Here is a 15347-nt window from a genome sequence, read left to right as displayed (position 1 = left end):
GCACTGAGTGCCAGGTCAAGGGGTGGGAGTGTGAAGTTCCGGTGCACGAGCGGTGTCAGCCGAGTTGTTCGTGGATTTTTCTGCTGATCTCCTCGGCGGACGTGCCCGGGGGAAATGCTACTACCAGCACAGACTTCGATTCTGGCGTGCTGGTCTTGGACCCGGGTGCCACGCCGTACGTCCGCCGAACGTCGAGCAATGCCTGGCTCAGCGCTTCGGCTGTGGCGTCTTCGTCGCCTTTGATCATGCTTCGCAAGAGGTAGTTGTGGCACGCGGTGACAGCTGCGGCAAAACCGACAACCTCGAGGACCGGTTCGCGGGGAACAGCGCTGCGCAGGTAGTCGACGAAGAGGCGCTCATAGCGGAATCCGGTGACGAGTTCGCGGTCGCGAAGAGCCGGAACATGCTGTACGACGCGGTATCGCCGCATCGAAAGGTCACGGTTCCGGCGGAAGAAGTCGAAGACCAGTCCCGCGGCCTCGCACACCGACGCCCAGGGGTCGGCGGAATCGGACGCGAGGAACTCGGCCACGTGTTCGAGGAGGGACTCGTGATCGGCGAAGATCACGTCTTCCTTGGAGCGGAACTGCCGGAAGAACGTCCGGCGCGACACACCGGCGGCAGCGGCGATCTGCTCGACGGTGGTGGCTTCGTACCCGTTCTCCGAGAACAACCGGATCGCTTGAGACGCGACGTGTACCCGAAACTGTGCGGGGTCAGTTCCGGGCAGGTCTGCGCGTTCACTCATGGGGACAAGTATTGCGCCTGTTCGCGCCATCCCGGTGTGGCGGGCAGCAACCGCATGCCGATCGGTTCCATCTCAACGGTGTGCGGTGGACGTGAATTGGTAGGTTGCCGCCTCGACGATCTCGTCAGGGGTAATAGCGATCTCCTCGTTCAGCCACGCGGTGACCAATTCGGCAAGGCCCCCGACGAAGAGCAGTCCGTTGATCTGACCTTGATGAGATGGCCAAGCTCGGTCGCCGTACATTCGCGAGGCTTCGTCCGCGACCATTTGCGCGAAGCCGTGCAGTACCGCGCGCCGGTGTGCGCGAAGGGGCTCGTATGCAGCGGATTCGATCATTGCCACACGCCCCTTGCGGGGATCGTCGGTGAGGAGGGTGACGAACGACGTGATGGCATCTCGTACGCGCTGCTCGAGCGTTCCGTCGCTCGCTCGTAGTGCGGTCAGGCCGGCGTCGCGAACCTCGTCGGCAATTCCGTCCAGGATTGTTTTCAGCAGTTCGTCTCTGCTGGAAAAACTTTCGTAAAAGTAGCGTTCCGTCAACTTGGCTCGCGCACAGATCGCGGTCATCGTGGCGCCTCGACTGCCTGCGACAGCGAATAGTTCCAGCCCTGCCTCTAGCAAGCTCTCGCGCCGCAATGCTGAGCGCTGGTCGCCGCTGAGGCCGGCATACCGCCGCGGCGTCGGAGAAGTCATAGGTCGATATTGACAGACGCAACCACTGTGACGCAGACTACAGTCCATCTGACAGGATGCACTGTCAGATTGAGCGAGAGTAGAGGTCGCAGTGTCCAAGATCCTGGCTCGTCCCCCCGTGAACTCGCAGTTGCACCCGATTTCGGGCCGTTCCGGGCTGCCTCTCGTCGGGCACGCTCTTGCATACATCCGCGATCCACTCGCATTGATGCAAGAGAACTGGGATCGATACGGCGAGGTCTCTTGGTTCTCGATGGTCGGTCGGCAGTGGATCGCTGTTCTCGGACCCGACGCGTGCCAGGAAGTGCTGCAGAACAAAGATCGGGCTTTTGTGAACAGCGACGGCTGGTCGGTGCTTATCGGCCCCTTTTTTCACGGTGGGCTGATGCTTCTCGATTCGGAAGAACATCTACGGCATCGTCGAATCATGCAGCAGGCGTTCACTCGGACTCGGATCGAGAAGTCTGTCGACGTTCTCAATCCGGCAATCGACTCGGCGCTCGACACATGGACCCCCACTGACGGATTTCGTGCATACACAGCGCTGAAGACACTCACCCTCGATCTCGCCACCGACATCTTCATGGGCGGTGCGGAAGGAAGTACCGAAAGCGAAATATCTTCGGTGAAAAAGGCTTTCGTGGATTGTGTGCAGGCGGCTACTTCTCTGGTCCGCTACCGCGTGCCGGGGACCAGATGGAAGCGAGGACTCGACGGCCGCCGGGTCCTGGAAGACTTCTTTCGTCGCTACCTGCCGGCGCGTCGAGCTCGCGCAACCGATGATCTGTTCTCCGTGCTCTGTCACATCGAATCCGAAGCAGGACAACGCTTCAGTGACGACGAAGTGATCGACCATATGATCTTCCTCCTGATGGCCGCACACGACACTTCGACGATCACCCTTTCCACGATGATGCAATATCTAGGTCAACATCCGAAGTGGCAGGACAGGTGTCGTGCCGAGTCGCTCGCTCTGGGGACCTCGACGCCCAGCTTTGCAGATCTCGACGGCCTGAGCAGCCTTGACCTGGTGATGAAGGAATGCCTCCGACTCGTCTCTCCCGTACCGGTCATGGCGCGGCGAGCGGTCCGCGACACTCAAGTACGGGGTCACTTCGTGCCTGCGGGAACGTATGTTTCTGTCGCCCCTCACTTCACGCACCACATGGCGCAGTACTGGCCTGATCCCGAGCGTTTCGATCCCGAACGTTTCGCCGAGAATCGACGCGAAGACAAGGTTCATCGGTACGCGTGGGAACCGTTCGGAGGTGGAGTGCACAAATGCCTGGGAATGCACTTCGCCGGCGCCGAGATCAAGGCAATCATGCACCACCTCCTCATGCGCTTCGACTGGAACGTCGACGCAGATTACGTCGCTCCGCTCGACTTCACGTCCTTGCCGTTCCCTTCGGACGGGCAACCTGTCGATCTGCGCCGGCGTCACAGTTCGGTGCGCTGAGACCCTACGGCCGAATTACTTCGACGCACGCAATTGGAACTTGAGAACCTTGCCGGTCGGGGTGCGAGGAAGGTCGAGTGGAAAGACGATGTCGCGGGGAACCTTGTACCCGGCCAGCAATGCACGGGTGTGCTCGACGATGTCTTCGGCGGAAGCCTGTAATCCCTTGCCCAGCACCACGAATGCCTTCGGGCGCTCGCCCCACTTCTCGTCGGGAACGCCGACGACTGCCACGTCGATCACGGCAGGGTGACTCATGATCGCCTGCTCCACCTCGACGGTGGAGATGTTCTCACCGCCCGAAATGATGATGTCCTTCGCGCGGTCCTTGAGCTGGATGTAACCGTCGGGATGCATGACGCCGAGGTCGCCGGAATGAAACCAACCACCGGCAAATGCTTCGGCGGTCGCGGCCTCGTCACGGTAGTAACCGAGCATCACGTTGTTGCCGCGGAGCACGATCTCACCCATGGTCTGGCCGTCGGCGGGAACGTCGTTCATCTCGTCATCGACAACGCGAGCATTTTCGGCCTGCACCATGCCGACACCCTGACGGGAGAGAAGTGCCGCGCGCTCGGACTGCGGCTTGTCGTCCCAGGCTTCCTGGTACTCGCAGATCGTGTAAGGGCCGTATACCTCGGTGAGGCCGTAGACGTGAACGACGGTGACACCGATGTCTTCGAGTTTTCCGATGATCGTCGGTGACGGGGGAGCGCCGGCGGTGGTGATGCGCAGGGCGTCGACCTTGTGGGCCTGGTCCGCGTCGGCGATGGTGGAGCAGACGGTAGGAGCGCCGCACAGATGCGTCACGCCCAGATTGTCGATGGCGTCCCAGATCGCGTCGGCGCGGACCGCGCGCAGGCAGATATGTGTGCCCGCGGCCTGAGTGACGGCCCACGGCGTGCACCACCCGTTGCAGTGGAACATCGGCAGCGTCCACAGATACTTTGTCGCTCCGTCGAAGCCGTTGTGGAATGTCTCGCCGAGCGAGTTCAGGTACGCCCCGCGGTGGGAGTACATGACGCCCTTGGGTTTTCCGGTGGTGCCAGAGGTGTAGTTGATGGCGATGCACTGCTGCTCGTCGTCGACGCCCCAGTACAGTGGCTGATCGGCGAGAGCTTCACCTTCGGCAATCAGATCGGCGTACTGCCCGGTGACGATTCCGGTGGGAACCTCCGGGGACGGGACGGTGGAGTCCGGGATCTCGATGATCTCGCGCAGGCTCGTCACGTTCGCCTTGGACGAGGTGACCGAGCCGACGAATTCGGAGTCGACGAACAGGATCGTGGTTCCCGAGTGATCGAGGATGTACTCGAGTTCGGGACCGGCGAGGCGTGAGTTCAGGGCGATCAGGACTCCGCCGGCGAGTGGGACGGCAAAATGCGCGAACAGCATCTCGGGAACGTTCGGCGCCAGGTACGCAACGCGGTCACCGGGCTGAATGCGTTGACGCAGGACGCGGGCCAGCGCTGCGACCTCGTCACCGAACTCTCGGTACGTGTAGCTCCGGTCGCCGTGAATGACGGCGGTGCGATCGGGGAACACCGCAGCGCTGCGCTCGAGAAAGCGCAGCGGACTGAGCGGGGTGTTGTTGGCTGCGAGAGCTGTCGAGACAGACACGGTTCCTCCGAAGGCGACGTGACACGGTTGGTGTCACGGTAGTTGTGATCGGCACTACAAATGGCCTGGATGCACGCTATTGCCCAGTCAAAGGTGCCGCTACCCTCTGAATTGGGTATGTGGAGGTGAGAGTGAGCAGGGTACTGAGACCGAGCGACGACGACGCGTTGCGCGCCGAACTGCGTCGACTGCACCCCCGAACCGAGTTGCCGGTTCTGTTCGGCGGTTGTGTTGACGACCGGTCGCTGACCATCACCGGCTACGTCGGGACTCGTAGCAACATCCTGCGAAATTTGAAGATCGACGCCGAATGCGGACTCGGTGGTCGTGCGATCGCAGAACAACGACCGGGCGCGGTGCAGGACTACGCGAACTCGTCGCACATCACTCATGACTACGACTACGAAGTGGGCACCGAAGCCATCGAATCCTTGATGGCAGTCCCGATCGTCGTACGCGGGGTTACTCGCGGAGCGATCTACGGAGGACTGCGTGCCAACCTGCCGATCGGCGACGTGATCGCCGAGACGATGATGCGATCGTCGTACGCGTTGGCCCGCGAATTCGAGATTCGCGACGAAGTGGATCGTCGGGTGGCGATGCTCGATACCGCTGCGGTGGAACATGGTTCGAATCGCGATGCCCAGATATCCGAAGGGTTGACCGAGAGCGTCCTGGCGCTCGGCGAGATCGCGGCGAACCTCGAGGACATGGCTCTCAGCGCGCAGGTCCTCGCCGTCGAGGCAAAGTTGCGGGCGTTGGCGTCGCCGAACCCTTCCGCGAACACTCCAGTCGCGAACACCGTTGTCCTGTCGCCCCGTGAGCGGGAGGTGATGGGCTACGTAGCTCTGGGACTGCGCAATGCCGAGATCGCCGAGAGGTTGTCCCTGAGCGTCGAAACGATCAAGACGTACATGCGGAATCTGATGGGAAAACTCGACGTCCGCAGTCGGCACGAAGCAGTTGTGGAAGCGCGGCGGCAGGGCTTGATTCTGTAAGGCTGAATCGGTAGGCCGGTCCCGCCAAGCGGAATTTCAAAGCTACGCCTTCGCCATGGTTGGTATGACGGACCTCACTATCGGCAGAGTTCGACACGAGTGATGAGGGCATCGATGCAGGATTTGTTCGACAACAACGACATGACCGGCCTGGCCGAGGCGATCAAGAGCGGCGACGTCTCCGCCAAGGAAGTTCTCGAGTTCAGCCTGGACAGACTCGACGAGCGCAACCCGGCAGTCAACGCGGTGATCAGTGAGCGTCGCGAGGAGGCACGCAACGAGGTATCAGGCGGCTTGCCGGAAGGTCCACTGCACGGCGTCCCGTTCGTGATCAAAGACCTGGGCATGGACGTCGCAGGATTGCCGAGCACCAACGGATCTCGATTGTTCGCCGATGCTGTGGCAGAAAAAGATTCGACGCTCGTGGAGCGGTACCGTGAGGCCGGTCTGGTTGTCATCGGCAAGACGAACACCCCGGAGTTCGGTAAGAATGCGAGTACCGAACCTGCGCTGTTCGGGCCTACCCGCAACCCTTATGCCCTTGATCGTTCACCCGGCGGATCTTCGGGTGGCACGGCTGTAGCTGTTGCCGTCGGGATCGTGCCCGGCGGCCATGCCAGTGACGGCGGTGGATCGATCCGTATTCCCGCATCGGCCTGTGGCTTGGTAGGCCTCAAGCCCAGCCGTGGACGTACTCCGACGGCACCGGCGCGCACGCTGTTCTCGTCGCCGATGAGTGTTCATCACGCACTCACCCGAAGTGTCCGCGACACTGCACTGCTTCTCGATCTCTCCGCCGGACCGACTGTCGGTGATCCTTACGTGATCCTGGCGCCGAAGCGGCCGTATATCGAGGAAGTTGGTGCGGATCCCGGACGGTTGCGGATCGGTCTGAGTAACACTCTTCCTGATGGCACCCCGGTGGACCCGGAGTGCTCGGCCGTCACAACCAGTGTTGCCGGCCTGCTCGAAGAACTCGGTCACGATGTGACCGAGGGTGCCCCGAACTTTCCGCTCGATGCGCTCACCGCCGGGCTTTCCGTGTTGATGGGCATTCCGATGACGATCGAGGTCGACGAACGACTCGAGGCCCTGAACCGCGCAATCCGCGACGACGACCTCGAGCCGATGGCTCGGATGATCTACGATCGCGCGAAGTCCGAAAGTGCGACGAACGTCGTCAAGGCATTGCAGGAACTCGAGCGGGCAGCCCAGGTGATCGGTGCGTTCTTTGTCGATCACGACCTGTTGCTGACGCCGACGATGGCTCGACCGGCAGCTCCGCTCGGTCTGCTCGACACGGCAAATCCCATGTCGATCTGGGAGCATTCGGCCGGGTACAGCGGCTTGACCAGTCCGTTCAACAGTTCAGGTCAGCCTGCGATTTCCTTGCCGATGGGTCATGACTCGGCCGGCGTTCCTATCGGTGTGCAGTTGGTGGGTGCGTTCGGGCGTGAAGATTTGCTGATCCGGGTTGCGTCGCAGCTCGAGGTGGCGCGCCCGTGGAGCATTGCCCCGGTGTGGCCGCCCGTCCCGGCGTAGCCCCGGCACCGTCGAAGAGTCGAGAGCGCCGTGTTTTTCACCCGTCGAGGGTGAATGTGTGCCGTCCCGAAACGCATACAGTTCGGAAGGACAGCCCTATCCGGTATCGGTGAAGGAGTCTCTCGATGAGCCAGTTCCAACCAGACAGTCCGGCGACTCCCGCCGTCAATGCACAACGACTGTGGGCGGGCGGGGCCGCAACTGCGCTCGTCGCGGCCCTGGCCGCGGTCGTCGGACTACTGATCGTGCGGGGAATCCTCGACACTCCGGTCATCACACCGGAGCGGATGCCGGGGAATTCCCAAGCCGGCTCGCTTGCTCTCAGCGCCGCGATCGCAGCGCTGGTCGCTACCGCACTTCTGCATGCGTTGATGGTGTCGACGCCACGTGCGTCGAACTTCTTCGCGTGGATCGGAATCCTCGCAACGATCGCCACCGCGCTGTGGCCGTTCACGATCGCAGCGACCACCGCATCGCGAGTCGCCAGCGCCGCAATCTACTTCGTCGTCGGAATCGCGATCGTCTCGTTGCTCACCGGGGTCGCAGGGTCAGCGCAGACCACCCGCCGTATCGGCGTGTGATGGAGTATCGACCGTGAACGGGGTGGTTCCGCAAGCACAACGGCGCACATTGGCGGAGCTCGACGAAAAGCTCAATTTCTCGGTGGGGGACCGAGATTCGAAGCGATCCGCCTTCTGGGTGATGCTGACGCTGTCTGCCGTGATCGCCGTGGCCGGTGTCGTGGGCGATTCCACGGCAACCGTCATCGGAGCGATGATCGTCGCTCCCTTGTCGACGCCGATTCTCGGGGTCGGGTTGGGCATCACAACTGGCCAAGGCGCTTTGGTGGGGCGGAGCCTGGTCTATGTCGTCGGTGGTATCTGCCTCGTCGTCGTATTGGGTGTCGCGTTCGCTCAGGTATTGCCGAATCCCTCCAACGTGCTGACCAATTCCCAAGTGCTTGGGCGTACTTCGCCGACGTTGATGGACTTGACGGCAGCACTTGCGACCGGTTTGGTCGGGGCCATCGCGATCGCGCGCAAGGATGTCGGCGACGTACTTCCCGGTGTTGCCATCGCAATTTCGCTTGTCCCACCGTTGGCGGTGGTAGGTGTCTGTCTCGGCTCGGGGTCACCGAGTTTGGCGGTGGGCGCGTTTGTACTGTTCGCATCGAACGTGGTTGCCATGATCATCACTGCGACAGGCGTGTTCGTCGCAGCTGGGTACGCGCGCGACGCCGGGATCTTGAAGACGTCGCGGCGGCGGGCATACCTCGTGCTTGCCGCTCTGTTGATCGTCGTCGCGATTCCGATGGTCGGCAACTCCCTGTCGTCGTTGTGGGCGAGGCAGATCGGGAGCGCGGCGCAACAGTGGCTCTCAGACACTCCGGGAGCCGAGGTCACCGATGTCACCTGGCAGGGCAGCACCGCCACCATCGACGTGCTCGGCCCGGAAACCCTTCCCCCACTGGATGAACTGGAGGCATCGATCGACGCACTGATTCCGTGGAACCCGGACGTGCAGATCGTCCATACCGTCGGGACGAGGATCGCGGCGGGGTAACCGTTTTCAATCGGTGGCCATCACGCGTCGAATGTCGGTCGGCAATTCATCGGTGACTTCAGTCGAGGCGCTCGATCACGTGACGTCGAAGGACGGTGTCAGGTATTCGCCGTCCTGAACGGCCTTGCTCGGGCCGTACATTCGCATGATGAGGTAGGCGTCTTTCTCCGGAATGGGGAGGAAGTTCGGATTCTCTGCGTTGGCGTCGACGTCCGCGCTCAGCACGATCGTAAAGTAACCGTCGTCGTCCATGATCAGCGTGCGATCGCCGCGACTGTGACGATTGATCGCATTGTGCGCCATCAAGCGATCGTCGGAACCATAGACGGTGAACGACCAGAATTCGCTCACCTCCGGAGGGAGAAGGCGCGCACGGTACGTCTTGCCATGCGCGCCGTTGATCGGTTGCCCGTCGGAGCCTGTCTCGACCTTGACGTACACCGACTCGACCGGTGGCAGCCCCCACTGGCCGAGGTACGTTCCCTCGGCGAAGAAATCGCGCGGCCCGTCCTGAAGGTCGGCCCGCGTGCCCAGGAGCTTTCCCGCGTTCGTCATCTCAGGCGCGAGATCACGGATATGTGCCATCCCAAGCTGCTCTCCGCGCTCGGCGGCATCCAGTTGCTCAGGTGTGAATTCAGTTTTCCCCGGTTCCAGACCGATGTCGTGGTACTTCGTCAGCCATTCCGCATCGGCTCGGGCCATTGAACCGGCAGCCAGGACGAAGTTGGTGCGCGCGAGCCAGTTCGTCGATTTCGGATCGGGATAGTCGCGGATTGGTTGCCCCGGGCCGCACGCCCCCAGGAACACCGACAGCGTTTCCAACTTCCACTGGTCCTGGAGGTTTCGGGCCGCCTCTAGGTCGTCGCCGCCGGTAGTCATGATGCGGGCCATGACCTTGATCAGATCGGACTCGGAGCGCACAACCTCGTCGACCCCGTCCGGAATGTCACCGTCCCACACACCACTGGCGAACAGGAAGCGTCCTCCTCGCGCACCCCGTGTTCGAGATCCGATCATGGCGTTGGTGTAATGACCGAGGTCCATCGTGTGCAGGATCCAGTACCGCCCCTCGTCGAAGTCCGGGACGGTCACAACCACAGGTTCGGCACCGACATCGAACCATCCCTGCAGGTGCAGCGTGTCGTTGTTGATCGAGGGGTGGGCTGTATAGGTGTCATCTGCCAGGTCTCGCAACAGTTGGAACTCGTTTACAGCGCGCCCAGGCTCGATGGTCGTCTCGAACAGGAACTTGTACGCCTCGTCGATCGAATAGGCGTACAGATACGCATCCCTGGCCAGGTTCTCGGAAATCGTCACTCCAACCACATCCTCAGCTTCGTCATCGAACTCCACACGATCCTCGAACCATGTCTCGGTATAGAGTTGCGGCACAACAACAGTCGTCAAATAAGGCCGTTCCTGAACTTGCCTCGTGTTGTGCTTGGGAATACGAGATGACCATACCCTCGAGATCCGTGCCTACTGCCGCATGGACGCTCCTGCACTTGATGTTCACCCGTAGTAGGTGAAGTGCATGCGATCTTGGCACTACAGACTGACGATGTGGTCATGGCATCGAATTCGGCATCGGGATCCGGGCTACAGGTGAAGCATGCGAGAACCGCCTGCATGAGTGACACCTGTCCTCCACGGAAGTAAGGGAGAACCATGCGCATACTGATACTCGGTGGTGACGGATTCTGCGGTTGGCCGAGCGCTCTGCATCTTTCGGCGCACGAGCATCAGGTGACCATCGTCGACAGTTTTGTTCGTCGTCGAATCGACGATGAACTGCGGGTGCAGTCGCTTACCCCGATTTCGACTCTCTCCGAGCGTGTGCGGGCCTGGTCGGAAGTGACCGGCCGAAGAATCGACGTCGTCGAATTCGATCTGGCCCACGAGTACGACGTCTTACTCGATGTCCTCGGCAAGGTTCGTCCGGAGGTGATCGTGCACTTCGCGGAACAGCGCGCTGCTCCGTACTCGATGAAATCGCCGGAACTCAAGCGCTACACCGTCGACAACAATCTCAACGCAACTCACAACCTGCTTGCCGCGGTGGTTCAGACCGGCCTCGACGCCCATGTAGTTCATCTCGGGACGATGGGCGTCTACGGATACGAGTCGGTGCCGGTAGATCTGCCCGAAGGCTATCTGACCGTGAGTTACCCGGACCGAGACGGACATCTTCATTCACGCGAAATTCTGTACCCGACGGCGCCCGGTAGCGTTTACCACCTCACCAAGTCCTTGGACCAGTTGCTGTTCCAGTTCTACGCGCGCAACGACGGCGTGCGGATCACCGACCTCCACCAGGGCATCGTCTGGGGCACACAGACGGACGAGACTGCGCTCGATTCCCGTTTGGTCAACCGCTTCGACTACGACGGTGATTTCGGAACGGTGCTGAACCGCTTTCTGGTTCAAGCGGCGCTCGGTCATCCCTTGACCGTGCACGGGACCGGAGGGCAGACTCGGGCCTTCATCAACATTCGTGACACCGTGCGGTGCATACGATTAGCCGCAGAATCCGGGGACGCCGTCGACGGACGGGTACGCGTGATGAATCAGGTGACCGAGACTCACCGCGTCTCCGATCTGGCACGCCTGGTCGCCGAGTCGATCGGCGCGCGCATCAGTGAGGTCCCGAACCCCCGTGCCGAGGCTGATGAAAATCTGCTCAGTGCACGCAATGATCACTTGCTCGGCCTCGGTCTGGAGCCGACTCGGCTGGACGCCGGACTGCTGCAGGAGTCGGTGGAAATCGCACAGAAGTATGCAGATCGGGTCGACGTGAGCCGAATCCCGTCCACCTCGTACTGGAACAGCGCAAGGAGATCATCTGCCGCAGGAGCCGATGCATGAACGACGACACAGATGGCCCGGCCGTAGATCCGCCTGATGGCACTCCGGGCTCGGGAGCGAAAGATTCCGAGCCCGAATACTTTCCGGGGGAACGTGGGCGTTCGGTTCCACGATCTGCATGGTGGGTACTTGCGGCTGCCGTCGTACTCTTGCTGGTTTTCGTGTTCGTGCGGCCGTTGTGGTTCACGCGCGATGTCGACGACAACAGCCTCGATGTTCCGGCGGATCGTCACTACACGAAGTCGCTGTCGGGAGCGGGATTCGACGACGGCGTCTGGCTCACCGACGATTCGCCGTCGACGAGTTTCGACGTCACCTTCCCGGTCGATTCGGCGCGGGAACAGACCCGACTGCGATTGACCGGGACGTCGCAGGTGGCCCGGGACAGTGTCGTGTTCCTGATCGTGAGGATGGACGGTCAGCAGGTCTACAAGAGTGAGTTGAACACGGGGGAAACCGGATTGGACGTCATGGTCGATGTTCCGGGGCAGTTGTCGAGCGACGGACAGGTGCGCGTACAGGTGCAGGTACAAGGGACCCTCGACAATCGGACCTGCACACCCGACCATGCGGCCGGAATGCAGGTGCACCTGGACCCCACCAGCGTCGTAGAAGCGGCCTTGTCGGAACCTGTACACACAGTTCGCGACGCCGTCGTCTCCTGGGATCGTCGACTCACCGTGGTCCTGGTCGATCAGAGTGACCAGTGGCGAACCGCCGCAGCACAAATGGGAATCGCGTTGACCCGAGCAGGGTACGAGGTGACGTACTCGGACCGGTTGCCAGGCGACGGCGATGAAAACGTAGTGATGGTGGGCCCGACGGACGCACTCGTCGATCAGGGCTGGTCTGCCCCGGAAGGACAAGCTGAGTCCATCACGCTCGGAAAGGCCGAGGGCACAGCGGTGGTGGCGATGACCCAACCGAACGGTGACTTGATTTCGAGATTCCTCACGACTCCGATTGTGTCCACGGCCGATTCAGAAGGGAGCGATCCGCAAGCGCTCGTGACAAAACCGTTGAGCGGCAACGACGTGGCTCTCGATGCACTCGGCGGTGACACGTCCGTCGTGCAGGTCACCGAAAACCATCGGTGGCGCATCGGGTACTCGCTCGCCGATCTACCCGGCGGGCGTCTACCGCAATCAGTTCGGGTCGGGATGCAACTCCCGGCGTCTCCCGACGACCTCACCTGGATTCTCAACGTTCAACTCAACGATCGGTTGGTCGACAGTCGCCGCCTCGATCGCGCGACCTCGGTGGAGACTGTGATCCCTTTGCCGACGTCGCAGCTACTGGAAAACACCCTGACCCTCAGCATCCAGCGTGACCGTGATCTGGGTGGCTGCGATGTGCGAGTGACCACGTACCCGATGCAACTCGAAACAACTTCTGCTCTTGTGCTCGGTGATGACCCGGGGATCGGATTCACGGCCGTACCGCGAACGCTTGCGCCAGGATTCGCCGTTTATCGACCCGATGCTTCGAGCGTGAGCGCAGTGGACGAACTCAACGCAGTCGTCCCGGTGCTGACGAAGTTCATTCCGAATGGGTACGACCCGGAGTTTCTCTGGAATTCCCAACCGGCATCGGGTCAGCCATTCGTGCTGATCGGGCAAAGCCCGGAAGTGAATCCACCGGTGCGCATCGACAATGGACGAATTCTGGCCGGCCCTGAGCAATCCGCCCTCGACATTTCCTCGTTCGACAACGGCATGGTGGTCGAAACTGCCACCAGTACAACAGGTGCCGGGGGACTCGCCATTCAGTTTGTCGGGGAACCCGGTAAGATTCCGGTACCGCCGTTCGGGACGGAATCCGCTCGACTGATGACGGCTCAGGGCAGCGTCATCGTGAACGCCGACGGCACAACGGGTCCCGGTGCTCCGGCACGTGCGAACGGACCCCGGTGAGTGGGGGAGTGCGATGACTGACGCTTTGCGTGCTCCTGACGAGGACCGTGCGCTGGTCGATCATTTCCGGTCTGTCGACAGCGCGCCGGCCGACTACGCCGTCGATCGGCCGTCGAGCGGGACCAACGGATTTCTGATCACCTTTGCCGGGTTGTCGATCATCGTCATGTGCATCCGAACATTCCTCGTACATTCAGGTTTGACCGACATGCCGCGAGACCTGGTCATCTTTTCAGAGGGACGAGGGAAGGTCGTCTTCCCTCTGCGGCTGTTTCTGATCATGTTCTTCTTCACCTACGCACTCTGCGCCTACTCGAACATCTGGCGCAGAGTATTCCTCGCCTTCTCCCTGCTGGGTAAGTACGCGTTGTTCTGCGTCGCGGTCGACACTGTGGCGTGGTTGCTCCACAACGCCGGGATCATCTCCATCTCCGTCTTCGGAGCTCAGATGATCTCCGGGCTGATCGCCCTCGCGATCTTCCCGCACACCATCCTCCGTCAGGCACAACTTCCCCCGCAGGGGCCGCTGCCACTCGACCCGCGAATACCGCTGAGCGCGTTCCTGAAACTGTCAGGATGCTTGGTACTGGCGATCGCTGGAGCCGCGATCGCATTGCACGTCCTGTACGACCTCGTCGACCTCCTCAAGAGTTGGGCAATTCTCGGAGGTATCGGTGCCGGAGTTTTCCTCATGCAGCAACTCCTGGCGATCTCGACGGCACTGCTCGGAGTACGTGCGCTGAAGAAGTCGCGCGGTCACGAGTTCTCGCCGCCTACGGCAATTCTTGTTCCGGCTCACAACGAGGCGCACGATATCGCCGCTACCATCGCTGCCGTCGACACCGCAGCGCGAACATACCCGGGACGAATCCACCTCTACGTCGTAGACAATGCCTCCACCGACAACACACACGAAGTCGCAGAACAGATCATTGCTGAATGCAGCTTCATCACCGGTACCGTCCTCGACTGCCCGACACCGGGCAAGGCAATCGCACTCAATAAGGGAATCGACCACATCACCGAAGAGTTCGTAGCCAGGATCGACGCTGACACTGTCATCGGCCCGGGTTGCCTCGAGACAGCGATGCGACATTTCGCGAACCCGCGCGTCGGCTGCGTCGGTGGGATCCCCATGCCGCGCGAGGAAAAGACCTGGATCGACAAGTGTCGCCTGATCGAGGTGTACATGCGCCACGGCTTTTTCCAGGTCTCACTCGACGGGTATCAGGGCGTCATGGGCATTCCCGGGATGTTCGCGGTCTATCGGCGGAGCCAGTTGATCAAGGTAGGCGGCATGGTGCAGGGGATGAACGGCGAAGACACCGATATTTGCATGCGACTGACAGCTGCCGGTTACCACAGTGTGGCGGATCCGAAAGCTGTGTACTACAGCGAGACTCCGGCGTCCTACGCGCACCTACTCGAGCAGCGAACCCGGTGGTTTCGCAGTATCTACCACCTCGCGGCGCGCAACCGGGCGCTGCTCCTGGATCGGCAGACGATGATCGGAACGTTCGTGTTGCCGTTCAACCTGGTCAACGCCGCACGCCGAGCGATGCTGGCGCCACTGCTCATTTTCGCCTGTATCGCCGGAATCGCATTCCAATCGACATTCACGACTCTGCAATGGCAACCCATCGTCGCGACATTGTTGGGTATGTCGATGATCATGACGGTCGTCGTGTGCCTGGTCTGGCGGCCGAGTTCGGTCAAGTACGTTCCCGCCTACCTCGTCTTCCGTCTGCTTCGCAGCTACTTCACACTCGGATCGACACTGAGCTTGATCTATCCGCCGATACACCCGCGACTGCAACACCCCCGCCTGCGTCGATCACGAGGCCGTCGCAGATCGAAGGAAGCTCGTTTCTCCGCTCGCGGGTCAGACACATTGGTCACGAACATCATTCACCCGTAGAAGGTGAGGCGAAGACGACCGCAGCGCG

At 61.3% G+C, this 15347-nt stretch carries 12 protein-coding genes; 8 read left to right on the top strand and 4 right to left on the bottom strand.

Translation table 11 applies throughout. The features are described 5' to 3' along the window. Positions 1-55: 55 nt before the first annotated feature. Together ABX74_RS21635 and ABX74_RS21630 are read right to left on the bottom strand one after the other, a co-directional pair. Entirely contained in the window at positions 56-748 is a 693-nt protein-coding gene (locus ABX74_RS21635) for a TetR family transcriptional regulator (RefSeq protein ID WP_024487439.1), read from the bottom strand. Positions 749-820: 72 nt separating this feature from the next. Next, positions 821-1441: a TetR/AcrR family transcriptional regulator gene (locus tag ABX74_RS21630; protein ID WP_021345503.1), complete on the bottom strand. Its 621-nt coding sequence runs from the start codon at positions 1439-1441 to the stop codon at positions 821-823. Positions 1442-1532: 91 nt separating this feature from the next. Between ABX74_RS21630 and ABX74_RS21625 the strand changes: the two genes are divergently transcribed. Then, the gene (locus tag ABX74_RS21625) at positions 1533-2900 is read left to right on the top strand and encodes a cytochrome P450 (protein ID WP_047889674.1); all 1368 of its coding nucleotides are present in this window, start codon (positions 1533-1535) and stop codon (positions 2898-2900) included. 15 nt (positions 2901-2915) lie between these two features. Here the strand turns inward: ABX74_RS21625 and ABX74_RS21620 are convergent, their stop codons facing one another. Then, the gene (locus tag ABX74_RS21620; RefSeq protein ID WP_047889673.1) at positions 2916-4520 is read right to left on the bottom strand and encodes an acyl--CoA ligase family protein; all 1605 of its coding nucleotides are present in this window, start codon (positions 4518-4520) and stop codon (positions 2916-2918) included. Between the two features lie 131 nt (positions 4521-4651). Between ABX74_RS21620 and ABX74_RS21615 the strand changes: the two genes are divergently transcribed. From ABX74_RS21615 to ABX74_RS21600, 4 genes are all read left to right on the top strand, one after another. Then, entirely contained in the window at positions 4652-5518 is an 867-nt protein-coding gene (locus tag ABX74_RS21615) for a helix-turn-helix transcriptional regulator (protein ID WP_041815263.1), read from the top strand. Between the two features lie 114 nt (positions 5519-5632). Then, entirely contained in the window at positions 5633-7060 is a 1428-nt protein-coding gene (locus ABX74_RS21610; protein WP_041815258.1) for an amidase, read from the top strand. Positions 7061-7185: 125 nt separating this feature from the next. Then, a complete protein-coding gene (locus tag ABX74_RS21605; protein ID WP_020909071.1) occupies positions 7186-7641 on the top strand; it encodes a DUF6069 family protein in 456 nt (151 codons plus the stop codon). A gap of 13 nt (positions 7642-7654) precedes the next feature. Continuing rightward, entirely contained in the window at positions 7655-8623 is a 969-nt protein-coding gene (locus tag ABX74_RS21600; protein WP_020909070.1) for a TIGR00341 family protein, read from the top strand. 75 nt (positions 8624-8698) lie between these two features. Here ABX74_RS21600 and ABX74_RS21595 read toward each other — a convergent pair whose 3' ends face one another. Next, positions 8699-9940, bottom strand: a complete 1242-nt coding sequence (locus ABX74_RS21595) for a DUF1254 domain-containing protein (protein WP_223257983.1) — start codon at positions 9938-9940, stop codon at positions 8699-8701. Positions 9941-10291: 351 nt separating this feature from the next. On the opposite strand from ABX74_RS21595, the gene ABX74_RS21590 reads away from it, so the two are divergent. Genes ABX74_RS21590 through ABX74_RS21580 form a run of 3 tightly spaced genes read left to right on the top strand, consistent with a single transcriptional unit; the run spans position 10292 to position 15319 of the window. Continuing rightward, positions 10292-11488 carry an NAD-dependent epimerase/dehydratase family protein gene (locus ABX74_RS21590; protein WP_047889672.1) on the top strand — a complete coding sequence of 399 codons (1197 nt, stop codon included), beginning with the start codon at positions 10292-10294 and terminating at the stop codon, positions 11486-11488. Then, positions 11485-13401 (top strand): hypothetical protein, encoded by a 1917-nt coding sequence (locus ABX74_RS21585; protein WP_047889671.1) that lies wholly within the window; start codon positions 11485-11487, stop codon positions 13399-13401. Before ABX74_RS21590 ends, ABX74_RS21585 begins: the two co-directional genes overlap by 4 nt. A gap of 13 nt (positions 13402-13414) precedes the next feature. Beyond that, the gene (locus ABX74_RS21580) at positions 13415-15319 is read left to right on the top strand and encodes a glycosyltransferase (RefSeq protein ID WP_047889706.1); all 1905 of its coding nucleotides are present in this window, start codon (positions 13415-13417) and stop codon (positions 15317-15319) included. Positions 15320-15347 lie beyond the last annotated feature (28 nt).

Origin of the sequence: Rhodococcus sp. ARP2 (assembly GCF_001029585.1) — a bacterium.
In the GTDB taxonomy this organism is placed as follows: Bacteria; Actinomycetota; Actinomycetes; order Mycobacteriales; family Mycobacteriaceae; genus Rhodococcus_F; species Rhodococcus_F erythropolis.
Note: the sequence above shows the minus strand (reverse complement) of the source record. Positions and strands in the feature narration are given on the sequence as shown.